Source organism: Cloacibacterium caeni (genome assembly GCF_907163105.1).
In the GTDB taxonomy this organism is placed as follows: Bacteria; Bacteroidota; Bacteroidia; order Flavobacteriales; family Weeksellaceae; genus Cloacibacterium; species Cloacibacterium caeni_A.
This window is the reverse complement of record NZ_OU015321.1, coordinates 1,644,988-1,666,142: the sequence shown is the minus strand read 5'-3', so window position 1 is coordinate 1,666,142 and position 21,155 is coordinate 1,644,988. Positions and strand designations below refer to the sequence as shown.

General features: G+C 33.6%; 17 protein-coding genes. 4 read left to right on the top strand and 13 right to left on the bottom strand.

Annotation, left to right across the window (positions count from 1 at the left end):
• The first annotated feature begins 105 nt into the window (after positions 1-105).
• The 4 genes from KKQ76_RS07580 to KKQ76_RS07565 all read left to right on the top strand — a co-directional run bounded on the left by KKQ76_RS07580 (position 106) and on the right by KKQ76_RS07565 (position 6,186).
• Positions 106-768, top strand: a complete 663-nt coding sequence (locus KKQ76_RS07580; protein ID WP_213196625.1) for a head GIN domain-containing protein — start codon at positions 106-108, stop codon at positions 766-768.
• 101 nt (positions 769-869) lie between these two features.
• Positions 870-2,957 carry a M13 family metallopeptidase gene (locus tag KKQ76_RS07575; protein ID WP_213196624.1) on the top strand — a complete coding sequence of 696 codons (2,088 nt, stop codon included), beginning with the start codon at positions 870-872 and terminating at the stop codon, positions 2,955-2,957.
• 270 nt (positions 2,958-3,227) lie between these two features.
• On the top strand, positions 3,228-5,228 hold the full coding sequence (locus KKQ76_RS07570) for a M13 family metallopeptidase (protein WP_394369379.1): 2,001 nt from the start codon (positions 3,228-3,230) through the stop codon (positions 5,226-5,228).
• Between the two features lie 124 nt (positions 5,229-5,352).
• Positions 5,353-6,186 (top strand): alpha/beta hydrolase family protein, encoded by an 834-nt coding sequence (locus tag KKQ76_RS07565; RefSeq protein ID WP_213196622.1) that lies wholly within the window; start codon positions 5,353-5,355, stop codon positions 6,184-6,186.
• 259 nt (positions 6,187-6,445) lie between these two features.
• Here KKQ76_RS07565 and KKQ76_RS07560 read toward each other — a convergent pair whose 3' ends face one another.
• The 13 genes from KKQ76_RS07560 to KKQ76_RS07500 all read right to left on the bottom strand — a co-directional run bounded on the left by KKQ76_RS07560 (position 6,446) and on the right by KKQ76_RS07500 (position 20,935).
• A complete protein-coding gene (locus KKQ76_RS07560) occupies positions 6,446-7,267 on the bottom strand; it encodes a flavin reductase family protein (protein ID WP_213196621.1) in 822 nt (273 codons plus the stop codon).
• Between the two features lie 91 nt (positions 7,268-7,358).
• Entirely contained in the window at positions 7,359-7,772 is a 414-nt protein-coding gene (locus tag KKQ76_RS07555; RefSeq protein ID WP_213196620.1) for a GxxExxY protein, read from the bottom strand.
• Positions 7,773-8,274: 502 nt separating this feature from the next.
• Positions 8,275-9,522, bottom strand: coding sequence for a fumarylacetoacetase (fahA, locus tag KKQ76_RS07550; RefSeq protein ID WP_213196619.1), 1,248 nt, complete (start codon positions 9,520-9,522; stop codon positions 8,275-8,277).
• 73 nt (positions 9,523-9,595) lie between these two features.
• Positions 9,596-10,066, bottom strand: coding sequence for a hypothetical protein (locus KKQ76_RS07545; protein WP_213196618.1), 471 nt, complete (start codon positions 10,064-10,066; stop codon positions 9,596-9,598).
• A 21-nt stretch (positions 10,067-10,087) separates the two neighbouring features.
• Positions 10,088-11,218, bottom strand: coding sequence for a 4-hydroxyphenylpyruvate dioxygenase (gene hppD / locus KKQ76_RS07540; RefSeq protein WP_213196617.1), 1,131 nt, complete (start codon positions 11,216-11,218; stop codon positions 10,088-10,090).
• A gap of 105 nt (positions 11,219-11,323) precedes the next feature.
• On the bottom strand, positions 11,324-12,607 hold the full coding sequence (locus tag KKQ76_RS07535; protein ID WP_213196616.1) for an acetyl-CoA hydrolase/transferase family protein: 1,284 nt from the start codon (positions 12,605-12,607) through the stop codon (positions 11,324-11,326).
• A gap of 195 nt (positions 12,608-12,802) precedes the next feature.
• Positions 12,803-13,990 carry a homogentisate 1,2-dioxygenase gene (locus KKQ76_RS07530; RefSeq protein WP_213196615.1) on the bottom strand — a complete coding sequence of 396 codons (1,188 nt, stop codon included), beginning with the start codon at positions 13,988-13,990 and terminating at the stop codon, positions 12,803-12,805.
• Positions 13,991-14,101: 111 nt separating this feature from the next.
• Complete coding sequence (locus KKQ76_RS07525) at positions 14,102-14,530, bottom strand: CBS domain-containing protein (RefSeq protein ID WP_213196614.1); 429 nt, start codon at positions 14,528-14,530, stop codon at positions 14,102-14,104.
• Positions 14,531-14,881: 351 nt separating this feature from the next.
• Positions 14,882-16,216 (bottom strand): UDP-N-acetylmuramate--L-alanine ligase, encoded by a 1,335-nt coding sequence (locus tag KKQ76_RS07520; protein WP_213196613.1) that lies wholly within the window; start codon positions 16,214-16,216, stop codon positions 14,882-14,884.
• 62 nt (positions 16,217-16,278) lie between these two features.
• Positions 16,279-17,082 carry a lysophospholipid acyltransferase family protein gene (locus tag KKQ76_RS07515; RefSeq protein ID WP_213196612.1) on the bottom strand — a complete coding sequence of 268 codons (804 nt, stop codon included), beginning with the start codon at positions 17,080-17,082 and terminating at the stop codon, positions 16,279-16,281.
• A 237-nt stretch (positions 17,083-17,319) separates the two neighbouring features.
• Positions 17,320-17,949 (bottom strand): NUDIX hydrolase, encoded by a 630-nt coding sequence (locus KKQ76_RS07510; protein WP_213196611.1) that lies wholly within the window; start codon positions 17,947-17,949, stop codon positions 17,320-17,322.
• A gap of 570 nt (positions 17,950-18,519) precedes the next feature.
• Positions 18,520-19,584, bottom strand: coding sequence for a hypothetical protein (locus KKQ76_RS07505; protein WP_246501364.1), 1,065 nt, complete (start codon positions 19,582-19,584; stop codon positions 18,520-18,522).
• Positions 19,568-20,935 carry a DNA cytosine methyltransferase gene (locus tag KKQ76_RS07500; protein ID WP_213196610.1) on the bottom strand — a complete coding sequence of 456 codons (1,368 nt, stop codon included), beginning with the start codon at positions 20,933-20,935 and terminating at the stop codon, positions 19,568-19,570. Before KKQ76_RS07500 ends, KKQ76_RS07505 begins: the two co-directional genes overlap by 17 nt.
• Positions 20,936-21,155: the final 220 nt, after the last annotated feature.

Below are 21,155 nucleotides of genomic sequence, written 5' to 3'. Positions count from 1 at the left end.
GTTATATCTTTAAAATAATGTAGAATGAAATCGCCATGATGAAAAAGTTCAAACATCAATGAATGTACAGCGATTCCATAAGACCTTTAAAAAAAATATCTATTTATGAAAAAAATAATTTTTAGTTTCCTAGTTCTTTTGGTTCAGGTAGCTTATTCTCAAACTTCCAAAAATTTTGGAGATTTCAGCGCAGTAAAGGTTTATGATAGAATTAATGTAACCCTTGTAAAATCCAGTGAAAATAAAATTCAGGTAAAAGGTGATGATCCAGATGTGGAAATTGTCAATAAAAATGGGGAACTCAAAATCAGAATGATTCCTACTAAGCTTATGCAAGGTGACAAAGCTGAAGTGACTGTTTTCTATGAAGATATTAACGAAATTCAAGCCAGTCAAGGTTCTAAAATTACTTCTGATGGAGCAATAGATAGCAAAATGCTCAGCATTACTTCCAACGAAGGTTCTACGCTAAATTTACAAGTAGATGTGAATTTATTGAATTCTAAAGCCAATTCTGGTGGTATCATTAATGTGTCTGGAACCGCAGAAATTCAAGATGTTTTGGTGAATTCTGGTGCACAATTTTACGGAAGAGATTTAGACTCAGAAACCGTTACCATCACTGCTAATGCAGGTGGATTTGCAGAAGTATATGCCTCTAAAATCCTTAATGCCACAACTAGAGCAGGCGGAAATATAGACGTCTATGGTTCTCCCAAAGACAGAAATACCAAAAATGTTTTAGGCGGAAAGATCACTTTCAAATAAACAAATCGAAGCCAGAGTTTTAAACTTTGGCTTTTTTGATTTTAAAACGTAACAATTTCTTATAAATTTGTACTTATTCATCATTAATTAATCATACAGAAATGAAAAAAATATCAATCGCTGTGTTGGCTTTTTCAGGAATGCTCATTTTAGATTCTTGTGGCACTCAGAAACAAGCAACTACAGAACCTACACCTGCTCCAATCGAAGAATTAAAACCAGCAGAACTTCCAGAAAACGGAATTGCCATTGAACTGATGGACAAATCTGTTCGTCCGCAAGACGATTTTTACAACTACGTAAATGGAACTTGGATGAAAACGGCTCAGATTCCTGCGGATAAAGCAAGCTGGGGAAGTTTCAATGAATTAAGAGAAAAAACAGACTTAAATTCTCTTAAAATTTTAGACAATTTATTGAAAGAAACTTATGCTAAAGGAACTGAAGGTCAAAAAATTCAGGATATTTACGCTACTTACATGGATATGGATAAGCGTAATGCAGACGGAATTGCTCCTATTAAAGGTGATTTAGCGAAAATTGATGCCATTAAAACGATGGCAGATTTACAAAAATATTTAGTAGAAGCTACCAAAACTGGAGATAATCCATTTTATGGATGGGGAGTTTATGCAGACCTTAAAAATTCTACGGATAATGCAGTTTACATGGGAGATGTAAACCTTGGTTTAGGAAGAGATTATTATCAAAAAGATAATGAAGAAAACACCAAAACCATCGGTCAATACAAAGATTATTTAACCAAATTATACACGGTTTTAGGTTATAAAAATCCAGAAGTTGCAGCTCAAAAAGTAGTTGACTTTGAGAAAACTGCCGCTCAAACTTTAATCCCTAATGAAAAAATTAGAGATTCTAATCTTCAATACAATCCGAAGACATTGTCAGAGTTAAAATCTTTAGTGAAAAATATAGATTTACCATCTTATCTTAAAAACGCTGGTGTAAATACAGACAGAGTAATCATTGGTGAATTGGAGTATTATAAAAATTTAGATAAATTTTTGAATGCTAAAAATTTACCTTTTATCAAAGATTTCTTAAAAGTGAAATTATTAAACGGAAGCGCTTCTGTTTTAGACCAAAAATTAGACGATTTGCAGTTTGATTTCTACGGAAGAACTTTGAGTGGACAAAAAGAACAACGCGCGATGAACAAACGTGCACTTTCTACCATTAATGGTGTTCTTGGTGAAGCTTTCGGGAAATTATATGTAGATAAATATTTCTCTGCCGAAGCAAAAGCAGAAATGGTAACTTTAATTGATTATCTTAAAAAATCTTACGTTCAGCATATTTCTAATCTTTCTTGGATGAGTGATGAAACCAAAACGAAAGCTTTAGATAAATTATCAAAATTCACGGTAAAAGTAGGTTATCCAGATGAGTGGAAAGACTATTCTAAATTACAAGTACTTTCTAAAAATGAAGGTGGAACATTATACGGAAATCTTAAAAACGTAGCAGATTGGGCTTATCAAAAAGAATTAGATAAAGTAGGCAAGAAAGTCGACAAAAAAGAGTGGGGAATGACTCCTCAAACGGTAAATGCTTACTACAATCCAGTAAATAACGAAATCGTTTTCCCGGCTGCGATTTTACAAGCGCCTTTTTTTGATTTCAAAGCTGATCCTGCAGTGAATTTTGGAGGAATCGGAGCGGTAATTGGCCACGAAATTTCTCACGGATTTGATGATTCAGGAGCAATGTTCGATGGAGACGGAAACCTTAAAAATTGGTGGACTGATGCTGATAAAAAGAACTTCGAAGAAGCGACTAAAAAATTAGCAGAACAATACAGCAAATATGAACCAGTAAAAGGAACTTTCGTAAACGGATTATTTACCAATGGCGAAAATATTGCAGATTTAGGTGGAGTTGCCATTGCTTATGACGCATTGCAAATGTATCTTAAAGACAAAGGAAATCCAGGATTAATCAGTGGTTACAACCAAGATCAAAGATTTTTCTTAAGTTGGGGAACCATCTGGAGAACTAAATCTACAGAAAAATACATGATTAATCAGGTGAAAACAGATCCGCATTCACCAGGTTTATACAGAGCTTTTGGTCCGTTGGTAAATGTAGAAGCATTCTACAACGCTTTCGAAGTGAAAGAAGGCGACCAACATTATAAAAAACCAGAAGAAAGAATTAAAATCTGGTAAGAAACCAAATTTTTCTCAACATAAAAAACCTTATAACCACAGAATTTTCTGTGGTTTTTTATTATTTATGAAGTCTATTGAAACAAATTCAAATTTTTATCAACTAATCATAATAAAACTGATGATTTTATTAAATTTGAACAATTAATAATGAACTATATATGAAATCGCCATGTTGAAAAATACAAACATCAAAGAATGTTCAGCGATTGCATATGACCTAAAAAAAATAATAAATAACTTCATATGAAAAAGGTACCTTTTCTAGTGATGGCTGCAGCTGCTGTACTTACAGTAAGTTCATGTGCATCACAAAAACAATTACCAGAAAACGGAATTGCTCTTCAATTTATGGATACTTCAGTTCGTCCACAAGATGATTTCTTCACTTATGTAAACGGAAACTGGGTAAAAACAGTAGAAATTCCTTCGGACAAAGCAAGTTGGGGAAGTTTTAATGAACTTCGTGAGAAAACAGATGAAAACTCTTTAGCCATTTTGAATAATATTTTGACGGAGAAATATGCAGAAGGAACTGAAGGCAAAAAAATTCAAGATTTGTATTCTTCTTTCATGAATTGGGACAAGAGAAATGCAGACGGAATTAACCCAATAAAAGCAGATTTAGCGAAAATTGATGCTATTAAAACGGTAGCAGATTTACAAAAATATTTGGTAGAAGCTACTCCAAATGGCGATAATATTTTCTATATGTGGAGAGTAGGAGCAGACCTTAAAGCGTCTAATGATAATGCGATTTATCTTGGCGGTCCAGCTTTAGGTTTAGGAAAAGATTACTATCAAAAAGAAAACGAAGCCAATGCAAAAACCCTTGCAGAATACACCAAGTATGTTTCGAGCATGTTGACAGTTTTGGGGTATCAAAATGCAAATGAGACTGCCACAAAAATTGTAGATTTAGAAAAGAGATTAGCAAAAACTTTATTAACCAACGAAGAAGGAAGAGATGCTAATAAGCGTTACAATCCTAAAACTGTTTCAGAACTTTCTGGTTTGGTTAAAAATGTAGATTTAGCAGGATACCTAAATCAAGTTGGCGTAAAAACTGATAGAGTAATTCTAGGAGAACTAGGATATTTTAAAAACTTTGATGCTTTCGTAAACGAAGCGAATCTTCCTCTGTTAAAAGATTACATGAAATACCACATGCTTTCTGGAAACGCAGGAGTTTTAGACAAAAAACTAGACGATATGCGTTTTGATTTCTACGGAAAATTCCTTCAAGGTCAAAAAGAACAACGTGCTATGAACAAGCGTGGACTAGAAGTAGTAAATGGTATTTTGGGTGAAGCTTTCGGTAAATTATATGTAGAAAAATATTTCCCTGCAGAAGCCAAAGAAGAAATGGTAACTATGGTAGATTATCTTAAAAAAGCATACCATGACCATATCTCAAACCTTGATTGGATGAGTGATGAGACTAAAGTGAAAGCATTGGATAAATTATCAAAATTCAAAGTGAAAATCGCTTATCCAGATAAGTGGGAAGACTATTCTAAATTAACGGTAAGTCCAGATTCATATTTCCAAAACAGACAAAACATCACGACTTGGAATTATGAGAAAAATTTAGAAAAAATTGGTAAAAAAGTAGATAAAACAAAATGGGGAATGACTCCTCAAACCGTAAACGCATATTACAGTGCTTCTAATAACGAAATTGTTTTCCCTGCTGGAATTTTACAAGCGCCTTTCTTTGATTTCAAAGCAGATCCTGCGGTAAATTTTGGAGGAATTGGAGCGGTAATCGGTCACGAAATTTCTCACGGATTTGACGATGGTGGTTCTAGATTTGACGGAGATGGAAACCTTAACAATTGGTGGACAGACGAAGACAGAAAGAAATTTGAAGCAGCTACAGCGAAGTTAGATGCTCAATATTCTGCTTACGAACCGGTAAAAGGTAGTTTTGTAAACGGTAAATTTACCATGGGCGAAAATATTGCAGATTTAGGTGGTGTAAATATCGCTTTTGATGCACTTCAAATGTACCTTAAAGACAAAGGAAATCCAGGTAAAATCAGTGGATTCGACCAAAATCAAAGATTTTTCTTAAGCTGGGCAACCGTTTGGAGAACCAAAGGAACCGAGAAATTCTACATCAACCAAGTGAAAACAGACCCGCACTCTCCAGGAATGTACAGAGCAGTTGGTCCGCTAGTAAACACAGAAGCTTGGTATAAAGCATTTGGTGTAAAAGAAGGCGACAAACATTACAAAAAACCAGAAGACAGAATTAAAATCTGGTAATCAATACAAATCATCAAACCACCGAAATTTCGGTGGTTTTTTTATTCCCCTCTTTTAGAGAGGTTGGCAAAATTTGACAAAATTTTGACGGGGTGTTGCTTCATATTTTTATAAATTTACAACTATGAAATTTACTACAGAAAAAAATATCGTTTTAGAAAATCCTACAACCAAACCTTTTTTGGCTGATGCTTTTGTTCCAGAAAAAGAAGAGAAATTACCACTCGTAATTTTTGCTCATGGTTACAAAGGTTATAAAGATTGGGGTGCTTGGAATTTGATGGCGGAAAAGTTTGCTAAAAACGGATTTTATTTCGTGAAATTTAATTTCTCGCACAATGGAACTTCGCTTGAGAATCCAAGTGATTTTGCAGATTTAGAAAGTTTCGCACAAAATAATTATTCTAAGGAATTGAGTGATTTAAATTTCGTAATAGAATATTTTAGCAAAGATAATCGAGTAGATGCGGAAAATATTACCTTAATCGGGCATTCTAGAGGTGGCGGTATTTCCATTGTTTCTGCTACTGAAAATTCTAAAATCAAAAGCCTCATCACATTAGCAAGTGTAGACACGCTGAATAGATTTCCTGTTGGTGAAAAATTAGAAGAATGGAAAAATCAAGGTGTTAACTATAATTACAACAGCCGAACCAAGCAACAAATGCCTCATGATATTCAGTTTTTAGAAGATTACTTAGCAAACGAAGATAGATTTTCTGTAGAAAATGCTGTTAAAAATTTTAAAGGAAATTTCTTAATTATTCACGGTTCAGAAGATGAAGCAGTTCCGTATTCTGCTGCCGAAAATTTACATTCTTTGGCAGGAAACTCAGATTTAATTCTGGTGAAAAAAGGCAATCATACTTTTGGAGCCAAAGAACCGTGGTTAGATTTTAAATTACCTACTTTGCTGAATGCTGTAGTGAATGATTGTATTAAATTTTTGAAAAAGTAAATAGAGTCATAAACTTCCAAGGGTTAGATTCTTACAGAATGACAAAGGAAATACTTTATTTTAAAAATCGAAGATTTTTTTAAATGACCTCAGTTTCGGAGGCGTTAAAAAAAAGAATTCAAAATTCGTTTAAAAATTCCTATTGTTTGAACTCGTCAGAATGACGAGAGAGTTTCAGGGATTTTAGAATTTTAAATTCTTTTTTAGCCGAAGAAAGTGAAGTCTTGATTTTTGATTCTTTTCATCAAGGAAAAGAATATTAAATATTCAAAATCTTCCAAGCTTCCTTTATTTTGCCTTCTAAAAGCAGTTTTTGCGCTTCTAGATGTAAATTTTCATCTGCTGTGAAATTTCCTTCAGGTAGTTGCTCTACGTTTGCTAGCATTCCTAAATCATTTCCTGTAAAAACACTAGAATTTTTAATTTCTGAAGGCAATTGATCAAAGCCAATTCCTTTGGTTACCAATGGTTTTGGAACTTCGAATAGTGTTTCTGCAGTTGTTCTTCCGTACCAATTTCCGCCTAGTCTAGAAACCAAATCTAGTTTTTTCTGATCTAGGTTTCCTTCTTCATTTAAAAACTCTTCTTTAATATGAATTTTTAAAACCTCACAGATGACTAAATTTCCAGCGCCACCTTCGTTTCCAAGTGGTTTTACTTCGATGACTTTGCATTCAAAATTCACTGGTGATTCTGCAATGAGTGGTGGTTTTACCAATTCTGCTGGTTTTTTAGTTAATCCAGATTTAACAAATTCATCTACACCTGTTTCATATTCTGTAGATGAAAGAGAAACTTGCTGAACCATGTCAAAATTCACGTTTCCGATCACCACTTCTGGAACTTCTAGCACATTATGAAGCGTGTCTTTTGTAGAATTATCTCGAACTCTTCTGGCTGGAGAAAAAATTAAAATTGGCGGATTAGAACTGAATAAATTAAAAAAACTAAACGGTGAAAGGTTTACATTTCCGTTTTTGTCTATGGTAGAAGCCAGTGCAATAGGTCTCGGAGAAACAGCCGTTTGCAAAATCATTTGCACTTGCATAGGCGACAGTTCTGATGGATTGATTGTTTTCATTTCTATTAATTTCTATTTTAACACATTAGTCATACGAGAGTTTAGCTTTTTTGAAAATATTTAGAACACATGAGTTGAAAATCAAAGATTTTCATTTAGGTAAATTTTCAAAATTTCTACTAACAAAAGTTTCCGTTCCTTCGTTATATAAATTGTAAACATTAAAATTAACTAATATTGCTTTAGGAACTTGTAATAAGTTCATATAATTCATGGTTTGTGCCTTATGAATATTATGAATGTCATTCACGGATTTTAATTCTAATACAATTAAATTTTCAATTAAAAAGTCACATTTCACCTTGCAATCAATTTGTTCTCCTTTATAATTAAAAGGAATTTCTAACTCTGATTTGAAACTTATATTTCTTAAAGTAAATTCTTTTTCAAGGCATTTATGGTATACTGCTTCATACAAACCGGGGCCTACTAATTTGTGAACTTCTATACAAGCACCAATAATGTTATAGGTGAGTTCATTTATTATTTTTTGGGTTATTAGCATTTTAGTTTAGTTTTTCACTTTGAAAATATAGCTTTCAAAGCCTTATGTGTTCTAATTATTTTCAATCATTTTTCTTAATCTGATGTGACTTATGTGTTAAATTTTTCACTTTGTTAATGACATTTAAATGTAAATCATTTATTTTTTCATTTTGAAAATATCGTTTTCAAAGCCTCATGTGTTCTACATATTCTCAATTATTTATGTATATCTGATGTGACTTATGTGTTAAATTTTTCACTTTGTTAATGACATTTAAATGTAAATCATTTATTTTTTCACTTTGAAAATATAGCTTTTAAAGCTTTATGTGTTCTAATTATTTTCAATCATTTTTCTTAATCTGATGTGACTTATGTGTTAAATTTTTCACTTTGTTAATGACATTTAAATGTAAATCATTTATTTTTTCATTTTGAAAATGTAGCTTCCAAAGCTTAATGTGTTCTACATATTCTCAATTATTTATCTTAAACTAATGTGACTTATGTGTTAGAAAACTTTACTTAGCTGGCAAAACTTTCCCTCTTACTTCTCCGAAACCTACTCTTATTCCGTCTTTTTCAGAGAAACCTCTCATAATGATGGTGTCGTGGTCTTCTATAAATTTTCTTTCAGTTCCATCTGAAAGTTTTAGCGGGTTTTGTCCGCGCCAAGTCAATTCTAGCATAGAACCAAAACTATTCGGTTCACTTCCAGAAATAGTTCCAGAAGCATATAAATCGCCAACTTCCACATTACAACCATTGATGGTGTGATGTGCCAATTGTTGCGTCATATTCCAGTACATGTATTTGTAATTGCTTTGGCAAATTAGGTTTTCTTCGCCGTTTTCTGGTTGCAAATACACTTCTAGGTTAATATCGAAATTTTTATCTCCTTCAAATTTCAGATAATCTAGAACTTCAGGTTCTTGCTTTGGTGATGCAGTTCTAAATGGTTCTAATGCTTCTAAAGTCACCACCCAAGGTGAAATAGACGAACAGAAATTTTTCCCTAAAAACGGACCAAGAGGAACATATTCCCAACTCTGAATGTCTCTAGCACTCCAATCGTTGAAAATCACCATTCCAAATATTACATCTTCGGCTTCTTGGGTAGAAATGCTTTCGCCAATTTCTGTATTTTTATTCAATACAAAAGCCATTTCTAACTCAAAATCCAATTGTTTTGAAGCACCGAAAATCGGTTTTTCTGCATCTGCAAGTTTCATTTGACCTTTTGGTCTGTGAAAATTAATTCCCGAAACCACGATAGACGAAGCACGACCGTGATAACCTACCGGTAAATGTTTCCAATTCGGGAGCAATGCATTTGCAGGGTCACGAAACATTTTTCCCACATTGGTAGCGTGTTCTATGCTGCTGTAAAAATCTGTGTAATTCTGTACGTGAAGTGGCATCATCATTTGTACTTTATCTAAATCATAGAAACATTCTTCTATGGTTTTTTCGTCATGAGAAAGCGATGAACCTTCTAATAAAAGTTCCTGAATTTTTAAACGAACAGCATTGGTTACCGGTTTTCCGAGTTCTATAAATTCATTGAGCGTGTATGCTTCGAAAACGTTTTCATTTAGCCCTTCTATTTCGTCAAAAAATCCATAATCGTATAAAGTAGCGAGGTCTATCACCAAATCGCCAATTCTGGTACAACAAGCGATGTATTCTCTGTTAAAAACCGCTACACCAAAAGGAATATTATGAATAGAAAAATCTGAGTTTTGTGGATAATTTATAAAAGATTTCATGTCTTAAAATTTGTTTTAAAGATATAAAAAAGCCCGAAAACAAAAGAATTTCGGGCAATATTTCATTGTTTTTTTATTTTACCAAAGCAGTGTCAATCCACTTTTCATTGTTGTTTATATTGATTAAGAAAAGAATACCGTCTCTTTCTTGAATCATGAAATTGTACGTAAGCGGAATGCCAATTTTTTGACCTTCTAAAACGTCTGCTCTTGCAGAAATGTAATTGTTATTTCTAATGAAATCTCCAGAATACAGTTTTGTTGTTTTGCTCTGAGCAGAAGTATCGTTGATGAGCTCTATAATGTTGATGTTTTTATCAGCTAAAAAACTCACAACGTATTTGTATACCAAAGTTCCTTTATTTTGAATCAGGACAAAGGTTTTGCCTTCTAAATTTACATTCAGTACTCTTTTTTCTACTTCTCTTTCGCGTAAAAGTCGGTCTAGTTTTGCATTAATGTCTTCGTAATCTCTAGTATTCGTTTTTTGAGCGAATGAAAAAGCGAATGAAAAGATGGTGAAAAATAAAATTATTTTTTTCATGGTTAGACATTTAATATTTTTTTATAGGTTGCCTCTTCTGGCTTGTTCTCTTTCTAAGGCTTCAAATAATGCTTTGAAATTACCAGCTCCGAAGCTTTGCGCACCATGTCTTTCTATAATTTCGTAGAAAAGAGTAGGGCGGTCTTCTACAGGTTTTGTAAAAATTTGTAAAAGATAACCTTCTTCGTCACAGTCGATTAGAATTCCTAAATCTTGAAGTTTTTTAATGTCTTCATCAATTGTTCCCACTCTTTCTGGAACCATTTCGTAGTAGGCTTCTGGTGGTGCTGAAAGGAATTCTACTCCTCTCGCTTTCAATTCTGTTACTGTTTTTATAATGTCTTTGGTCGCTACTGCAATGTGCTGAACTCCTTCTCCTTCGTAGAAATCTAAATATTCTTCTACTTGAGATTTTTTCTTCCCTTCTGCTGGTTCATTAATAGGGAATTTTGCAAATCCATTTCCGTTGCTCATTACTTTTGACATGAGTGCAGAATATTCGGTGTTAATTTGCTTATCGTCAAAACTTAAAATATTCACAAATCCCATTACTTCTTCATACCATTTTACCACAGGAATCATTCTGTCCCAACCTACATTTCCCACAGAATGGTCTACATAAAGCAATCCACAATCCGAAGGGTTATAATCTGATTCCCATTTTTCGTATCCTGGCATAAATGGTCCGTCGTAATTTTTTCTTTCGATGAACATATGAACGGTTTCGCCGTAAGTATAAATTCCAGACATTTTTACCTCACCGAATTCATCTTTTAGCGTTTTGGGCTCCAAGTAAGGTTTTGCACCACGATTTGTGGTTTCTTCGAATGCTTTATAGGCATCATCTACCCAAAGTGCAAGAATTTTTACTCCATCACCATGTTTTCTTTGGTGTTCACAAATTGGTGAATCCGAAGATAAACCAGAGGTAAGAACCAATCTTATTTTACCTTGTTGCACTACATAAGAAGCTCTATCTCTTACGCCAGTTTCTGGTCCTGCATAAGCTACGCTCTGAAAACCGAAAGCAGTTTTATAATAATGGGCTGCTTGCTTAGCGTTTCCTACATAAAATTCTATATAATCTGTTCCATTTATTGGAAGAAAATTCTCTGCCTGCGCTATTTTTTCGGCAAAAGTAAGTGTGCTCATTTTTCTCTTTTTATTTGGAGTTTGTTATGTGCCAAATTACAAATATTGTGTGATGCGCACAAAAAAAAATCAACAAAACCTATCTTTTTGATAGGTTTTATGATTTTATAATGCGTGTGATTTAAATCGTTCGAAGCAAAATTTATCGAGCATTTCTCTGTCATCAGGATGGGCAATGTCTATGAGAAGTTTTGCGCGCTGTCTCATGTTTTTTCCGTATAGATAAGCTACTCCATATTCTGTTACCACATAGTGAATATGACCTCTGGTTGTTACTACACCAGCTCCCTCTTTTAAGTAAGGAACAATTCTAGGAACTCCTTTTTTGGTTCTAGAAGTAAGGGCAATAATAGGTTTTCCACCTTCAGAAAGTGCAGCTCCACGAATAAAATCCATTTGTCCGCCAATTCCTGAATATTGATACGTTCCTATAGAATCTGCACAAACTTGACCTGTTAAATCTACTTCTATAGCAGAATTGATGGCTACTAATTTTTTGTTTCTTCTAATGATGGATGGATTATTAACGTGAGTCACATCCATAAACTGGAATGAAGGATTGTTGTCTATGAAATCGTATAATTTTTTTGTCCCAAAACAAAACGCAGTAATGGTTTTATTGAGGTGTGTTCCTTTATATTTATTATTTACTACGTCATTCGCAACTAAATCGATGATTCCATCACTAATCATTTCGGTGTGTACACCTAAATCCTTGTGATTATGTAGTGAACTTAGAACCGCATCTGGAATCGTACCAATTCCCATTTGAAGCGTAGATTTATCTTCTACCATTTCGGCAATATATTTTCCGATGGTTCTTTCATCATCAGAAACTTTCGCAGCATAATCTACCGTTAATAAATCGGTTTCATGCCACACCATTTTATCAATTCTTTTCACATGAAGCATAGAATCTCCTAGCGTTCTTGGCATTTTAGGATTTACCTGTGCAATCACATATTTTGCAGAATCTACGGCACTTCTCGCTACGTCTACAGAAGTTCCAAGGGAACAATAACCGTGCTGATCTGGTGGTGAAACCTGAATAATAGCTACATCTAATGGAAGAATATTATTTTTAAATAAAATAGGAATTTCACTCAAAAAAACGGGAACAAAATCTCCTCTGTCACTGTTTACCGCTTCTCTTACTGGTGCCGAAACAAAAAGAGAGTTGATGTAAAAACTGTCTCTATATTCTGGTTTTGCGATTTCTACTTCACCTTGAACGGTGATGGAAACCACTTCTACATCTCTTAATCTCTGGGCTTGCTTTGCTAATTCCGAAATCAAATAATTAGGAGTACAAGCACTCCCGTGAAAAAATATTCTTTGGTTGCTCTGGACTAGTGATAAGGCTTCTTCTGCCGTGACGTAATTATACATAATATAATCGTTTTTATGTTTCTAAACTTTTCAATTTTCTCTGTTTCCCAAAGTTACATTTTTATGAAGAATGTACAAGATGAGATTTATCAAATAAAGTTCTGATTTTTTGATAATATTGACTTGTTTTTGTGCTAAAGTGCATAAAAATAAGAATTTTTAACCCATAAAATTTTTAAATATTTATTCGGGATTTTATTCTTGACTTCTGTCGTGTAAATAATTTTCTTCGGTGTCTAACCAACTGGTAGCGTAGGTTTTATCTTCCACTTTCATCGCTTCTTCTGTGATTTTCAGTGGTCTGAAAGGATCTATCATTACCGCATATTCTTCGGTGAATTTTTTGCCAATACTTCTTTCCATCGCACCAGGATGAGGTCCGTGAACAATTCCGCCAGGATGAAGGGTAAAATCCATTAAGTCAATGTGATTTCTGCTCATAAAATCTCCTTCAGTGTAGAAAAGAACCTCGTCTGAATCTATATTAGAATGATTATAAGGTGCAGGAATGGCTTGAGGATGATAATCATACATTCTTGCCACAAAAGAACAAATCACAAAATTATGCGCTTCAAAATTCTGATGAATGGGTGGTGGTAAATGTACTCTTCCAGTAATCGGTTCAAAATTTTTGATGTTGAATTTATAAGGGTAGAAATAACCGTCCCAGCCTACCACATCAAAAGGATGCGTAGCGTAAATAAAATCCCAAATCAAGTTTTCTTTTTTTACTTTGATGAGAAATTCTCCTTTTTCGTCTTTGGGTTCTACAAAAGTGGGAGCGATAATATCTCTTTCGCAAAAAGGGGAATGTTCCAGCAATTGCCCGAACTCATTTCTGTATCTTTTTGGCGTATAAATCGGGGAGTGTGCTTCTAAAAAGAAGAAGACATTTTCTGTAGTTTCTAACTCCACTTGATAAATCGTTCCTCTTGGAATGATAAGGTAATCACCTTTTTCGAAATCTAAATTCCCTACAAAGGTTTTCAGCGTGCCTTTTCCTTCATGTACGAAAAGCAGTTCGTCACATTCTGCATTTTTGTAAAAATAATCAGTAGATTTTTTAGGCTTTGCCAAGCCCATTTTTAAATCGTTGTTTAACAACAAAACTTTTCTACTTTCTAAATAATCATTTTCGGGAGTGATTTGTACACCTTTAAACATTCGCGGCGTGATGTTTCGGTCTACTGCAATTTTGGGAGTAACATCTTTTGGCGTTCCAATAGATTTAATCTGTGTAGGTCTGTGAATATGATACAGTAACGAAGAGATTCCGTGAAAACCTTCAGTCCCAAAAAGCTGTTCGTAATAGAAGTTCCCTTCTTCGGATTTAAAAATGGTATGCCTTTTTTGCGGAATTTTTCCTAATGTGGTGTATCTCATTTCTACTGGTGTTCTGATTTTCCCAAATATAATAAAATTTAGAAATCTCACTCCATAAAAAACTCCCGATGGATTTCGGGAGGAGAAATGGTATTAGTTCAGTCGAAAAATTTAAGTGTTGATATAGTGGGTAAGATTTTCGATGACGTCTTTTTGGTGCAATAAAACTTCGTCTAGAAGGTCTTTTACAGAAATTAGACCGATGAGTGTTTCATTTTCTACCACAGGCAAATATCTCACATTGAGTTGAGTCATGATTTCCATACATTTTTCGACGGGGTCATTTTTAGAAAGTTTTGGGAGGTCTGTTCTCATAATTTCTCTTACCGGAAGTTGCTTAGAACTTTTGTTGAGGAGAACAACTTGGCGTGCGTAATTTCTCTCCGAAAGAATGCCGAGATATCGTGTTCCATCCATTACAATAACAGAGCCTATGTTTTTGTCTGCCATTAATTTTAAAGCTTCGAAAACAGTTTTTTCAGGTTCGATGATGGCGAGTTCTCTTGATTTTCTATCAAGAATGTGTTTTATGGTTCTCATATTCATGTGGTTTTAGTGTGTTTCTAAAATTAATAAAATATTTTGAATATGAAATAGTTAGCGAAAAAAAATCTAAAATTTTTGAGAAAATGTTTTGCTAGAAAGTACTTAAAATGATGGAAACTTATCTGCTATTGCGATGTACATAGCTTGTGTAATCTTTTTGTAAAACACAAAGATGTTTTAATGATTTATTTGCTATTTTAAGTGAGGAAAGTATACAAATCAATTCGTTTTTTAAGCATAGGCTTAATCCAATTCGCTAGCGAATTTTACCTTTGCTTGCTTAATTTTTTTACTTTAAAGTTTTAAAAACTTTGCGTTTTAAAAGGATGAACGATTGATTTTTATTTAAGTCAAGGAAATTCCGCCAAGATTTCCGCTGCTCATCATCAGGAAAGCAGCATTTGATTTTTCTAGATTTTGCCAAAAATTTTTCAAATCATCCGCATTGGTAAAAACCTGTAAATTTTCCTTCCCGAAAGATTCTTTAATCAATTCAGGCGAAATGGGAGTCATATTTTTAATTTTCAAAGCTTCCAAATCATAGAAAACCACCGCTTCATCGAGATGGGCTAAAGTATTTTTGTATTGAGGCAAAAATTCGGGATTTAGAGAAGAGTAGGTGTGAAGTTCTAGAAAACCTACTTTATTCATAGCGGGAAATTGTTCTGCAAAAGCTTCTACGGATGCTTTTACTTTACTTGGAGCGTGAGCAAAATCTCTGTACAAAATCACATCATCATTTCTTTTTACCTTTTCTAAACGTTTTGATGCGCCAGAGAAACTCATCATGGCTTCGTAGAAATCTTCGTCTAGAATGCCCATTTGATTACAAATAAGCCTTGCTCCTTCTAAATTCAGTAAATTGTGCTTTCCGAAAATTTTAAGCGGAATTTGCCCCATTTCTGTCTCTACGGAAGTTTTACCGTTTTTGGTTTCGTAGTTGGGCGTTTTGTAAGGCATTTTTCTGAAATAATTCTCCGCTTCGTCTACCAGTTTTACTACGGTTTCATCTTCTTCATTGTACACTAAAATTCCACCAGAAGTAATTTTTTTAATAAAATTTCTGAAAGCTTCTACATATTCTTCTTCCGTTTTAAAAACATTAATGTGATCCCAAGAAATCCCAGAAATCAAAGCAATATTCGGATGATAATGTAAGAATTTCGGACGAGAATCTATCGGCGAAGAAAGATATTCGTCTCCTTCTAAGATAATGAAATCATTTTCCGAAGAAAGTTTAACCATGCAGCCAAAACCTTCTAACGGCGCACCCACCATAAAATCTGTATCGAAATGATGGTATTGCAACGCATGAAGAACCATCGAAGTAATGGTAGTTTTCCCGTGAGAACCTGCAATCACCACTCTGGTTTTTTCTTTGCTCTGTTCGTATAGAAATTCTGGATAAGAATAGATTTTAATGCCCAGTTCTTGAGCTTTCAAGAGTTCTGGATTCTCTTTTTTGGCGTGCATTCCTAAAATGACTGCGTCTAAATTTTCAGATATTTTTTCAGGAAACCAACCTAAACTTTCAGGAAGAAGTCCGTTTTTTTGCAATTGAGAAAGAGAAGGTTCAAAAATAGCATCATCTGAACCTGTGATTTGGTAACCTTTATTTTTGAGAGCTATGGCAAGATTGTGCATCGCAGCACCGCCAATTGCAATGAAATGAATGTTCATGTTTTAATTAAAATTAAAAAGAGCCAAGTAAAAAGAATCAAGTAAAATTTAATAAAATAAGTTTACTCGTCTTTTTTCTCTTGTTTTTTGCGCTCCTGATATTCTTTGTCGTAATCGTGTAACACGTTATGTTCAGGTGTTTGCTCGATGGCGTGCATAATTTTGTTAAGAATATCTTCTGCTTTTTCGTTGTCGTAATCTATATCTAGTGGCGCTTTAAATTGCATGGTAGGTTCTACACCTGTCACTTTTACTCTCAATCCCTTTTTGTCAAAAGCTCTACGGAAACCATTGATTTTAATAGGAATAACGATAGAACGTTGTTGCTGAACGAGTTTAGCAGTTCCTTTTCTACCTTGTGCAAAAGCAGAAGTAGTTCCTTGTGGAAAAGAAATTACCCAACCATTATCTAGCGCTTTCAGAATATTTTCTACTTCTTTTAAATCTACCATTCTGTTTACATTTTTTCCTTCGGCGCGCCAAGTTCTCTTCACGGTAACTGCTCCTGCCAATTTAAAAATTCTTGCCAAAATTCCTTTATTCATGGTTTCTTCTGCGGCTACATAGTAGAAATCTACTTTTGGATTCAACAGGTAAACAGGATTTTTGATGGTGTTCATATATCCATTATTCACGGCACAGAAAACGTGGTACATTGCTGCTACATCAGCAAAATACGTTTGGTGGTTAGATACGAATAACACATTGTTTTTCGGGAGGTTTACCAAATGCTCGGTTCCTGTGATTTTCAGTTTGTTGAACCCATTAAATCTTCTGTAGGAAATCATTCCCAAGATGAAGATGATAAATCTCTTTAAAAAGTAAATATTCCCGAAAGAATCTGTAAAAATGCTTTTCTTCGCCATTTTTCAAGCAGCTATTAAGCTCGATTTTTATTAAACACAAATGATTTTTCTGCGCTATTAATTTTTAACCGAAAAAGTGACAAAAGCTATATTTGTTTTAAAGTTTCCTAAAATGAAAAAGATTAAGCAATACTTTTTCTTCTTTTGAAAGACTTATTTTCAAGCTTTTCTTTTGTGGCTTTTGTGGTTTAAAAATTTTTTGATAATGAATTAAACATCAAAATGCAGATTGCAAATTTAAACATTTTTTAGCAACTCGTTCAATTCACTCAAAATCATAGAAGTGGCGCCCCAAATTTTGTGGTTTTGGAAATCAAAATAAGGAACTTTATATCCATTGGTTCTTGGCAATTCCATGGTTAAAGGTGGTTTTGGCAAATCTCGTATCACAGAAAGTGGAACTTCTAAAATTTCTTGAACTTCGGTTTGTTGGTGATTAAAATCTGGCCAATTTTCGGTGTAAGACAGAAAAGCATACACGAAAAAATTACTTGGCGGGATATAAATAGGAGAGAGTTCTCTCACGATTTTGATTTGGGAAGTGGTAACGCCTATTTCTTCCCAAGTTTCACGGATGGCGGTTTCTGCAAAATCTGCATCGGTGTCATCTTTTTTACCACCAGGAAGCGAAATCTGCCCAGAATGTCTGTCGTTCTCATTGTGCGTTCTGTGGATGAGCGGAAAGTGCCATTCTCCGTTTTTGGGATAGAGTAAAATATTGACGGCGGCGTATTTAGGATTTTTGGCCAAAATTTCTTCTTGCGTGAGCAGAGAACGATATGGTGGCGCATAATCTTTTTGCGCATCAAAACCACCCAACTCTGCATCTTGCAACTGCTGTAATAGTATTTCTAAAGAATTTTGCATTGCTCAAAAATAGGGAATTTTTAGCAGAGCTTGTTTTAAAGGATTGTTAAATGTTGATAAGATTTTTTACAACTCAAGTTAGGGTCTGAGTTGAGTTTCCTTTTACATTTGTTCGTGGTTTGTTCGTGATTTAGGGTACTTTTCCGAGGCTGATTCGAAGGAAACACGAAGGAACCACGAACAAACCTCAAACTTGACTGCTCTTTTACCCGAAATTGAGTAGAAGTTATTTCATAGAAAAACCTCTGCGAAAGCAGAGGTTTTTGGGTTGTAAAAATAAAAGCAGTTATAAGTGGAGAGCAACTATCCTGCCTTTATCCTGCAAGTGTCATGCTATATTCTAGCGATTGTGTTGCTTGCATTATGTTCTTGTGTGAGACTTGTTATTGAGTTTTAATTTTTATTGGATAAGTGAGACTCACGGATTATAAACCCGCGAGAACGGGTGATTGGGTTTTGAGTACTAATTTTTATTGGATAAGTGAGACTCACGGATTATAAATCCGCGAGATCGGGGTTAGAGGATTGTGAAATTTGGTAGATTTACTTTAATTATGTAATACTTTCTTTTTAGAGGTAAATTTGTTCAGTCAAAATTTCTTTAATGTTTAAATGTTGTGCATCTCTTATGGATTTTGCACTTTCCGAAACTAAATCTATCCAATCAAAAATTTTATTTTTTTCCGATGTTTTTATTTCCCAATATTCTGACAATTCAATCGGTGAAATTTTTACAATATTTTCCAAAATTTGTGGGAGATTTTGGAATAAGTTTAAAAAAATTCTAGGAACTCTATCATATTTTTTTGTGCCAATAATTATATCAACTTTCCCACCTGCAGTAAATAAATCACGAATGTTAGGACAAACAATTGACTTTCTTGTTGCAAGCCAAATTGCAACTCTGTTAAATTTGTCACTACGATTTCCAAAAAGTTCAGGAAAAAATATCATTGAGCTATTTTTTAGTTCTTGCTTTTCATTTTGTGGTAAATTATTCCAAATTCTAATTACAATATTACTTGAATCATTACCATTCTCACTATCCATCCACCAAAGTTCTTCTCCAGCTTTTAGTTTACTTTTATAATAATTTACAAGTGGTTTAATTGGATTTTCTTTTTTTCGCAAAGTGTCATAAGGCATTTTTATTTTGTCAAAGATAGTTTTGCCTTTTTCCAAATTCATGTCTATCAAATATCTGGGGGAATGCGTTACTACTACTTCCGACAAAACTTCTTCGTAAGGCCGGCAACGAAACTCTATAGGACTTGCCAATTTTGCAAAAAGCATGAAAATTCTTTCCACATCATTAACTCTTGTACTTTCTAAAACGCTGTTTCCAGTTGTTTTCCAGTGATTTTGAGTAGTTGTTTTAACTTCAATTCCGTAATATTTATTTGCAACAATATCAGGAAATTTTTGTCCACCAATTAATTCAATAGAATTTTCAAATGGAGTTCCGACAGCAATTTCTGACATTATATCTTTTACGAATGGTTCTAAATTTCTTCCTAAAAGTGTTGCTACTTTCTTTGAAGAATTTTTTGCATGAACATTTAATTCAGTTATTGTTGAGCTTAATAACAAATCAAATTCATTTCGGTTTGGGTCTGAATTAACTGATATTATCATATTCTTTTCTAAAATATAAATCCCAAACTTCCTCTATTCTTGTTGCCAAATTATAGCTTAGAAGTGGTGGAACTGCGTTTCCAATTATTTTATATGCTTGCGATGGACTTACTAAAAAAGAACCTTTTCTGCCGTTTTTATTTTCAATTACAAATTCGTAATCGGGCGGAAAAGTTTGGATTAATGCGCATTCTCTTACAGTTAGTCTTCTTTCTTTTAAACCTTTTTTTAGTTCCTCCTCGTGCAAACCTCCGTTTTCTTTTGAAAGCCTTCTGAATTCAATGTTTCCGTGGTGTTCTGCACGGATTGTTGGAGAAATATTTGATAGTTTTATTTCAGTTTGACCTTGGCAATGTTTACCCATAAACTTTGCTTTTGAATATGCTTTTTGAGAAAGATCATTTGAATTTTCAGGTTCTTCTAAACATTTGAAAACTTCTTTTAATTGGACAAAAGGCTTTAGATTTTCTCCTGCACTACTATAAGCGTGAGTTGGTTGCGGATAAGGATTGTATTTGTCGGAAATTACTTTTTTTTGCAATTCATATAAAGCAGTTTCTGTTAAAGCAGATTTTTTTATTCCAATAAAAATTACTCTTTCTCTAGATTGCGGAACTCCGTAATCTGCAGAATGTAAAACTTGCGGGTCAAGTACAATGTATCCGTTACCATTTGCGGAAGAAAAGTCACTTTGAATAATAGATTTTACATCACCAAGATTTACCAATCCTTTTACATTTTCTGCAATAAAAATTTTTGGTTGTGTAATCTCAATAACTTCTTTCATCCACATATAAAGTTGTCCACGAGTTTCCACGGATGCGGTTTTATCATTAATTATTTCACCTTTGTGGTTTTTGTGTGAGTTAAAGCCGTTTCTTTTTCCTGCAAGACTAAAATCTTGACAAGGAAATCCTCCTGTTACAACATCAACATCATCAGGAAAAACATTCGTTCCGCTTCTATACATTTTTACTAAATCAACAATGCTATCTTGATAAAAGTCTTCAGCATTATGTCCACGTTTTGTAAAAAAATTTACCCATGCATTTCTTGCATCTGGTAAAATATCGTTTGCAAAAACAGTTTTAAACTTTGTTTTTCTTAATTTGACAAAACCATTTTTTAGATTTTTTTCAATGAAATTAGGATTTAAAGTTTCGTTGACAGAAGATTTTAAAACAGAAAATCCCCCCTCAAAACCTAAATCCATACCACCACAACCCGAAAATAGAGAAAGAACATTTAATGTGTCTTTTTTATTTTCTTTAGTTTTTTTTGGATAATATAAAATCTCTAATTGAGGTTCTTTTACTAAAAAACTTTCGCTATTTCTATTTTCATCAAACATTTTAAAAATTATAATTATATTTTAATTTCAAAGATAAAATTTTAGATCAATATATCAGTCTAAATTAGATGTAGTTTAATTGCAAAAATTTTATAATTTATTATAAAGGTTTATTTGAGTTCCTTATCTGAGTTTCTTGCTTATTAGTTTTAACAAATATAAACAAAAAAATCGCTGCATTACTGCAACGATTTTATAATTTTTAGAAATTTTCTTCCTC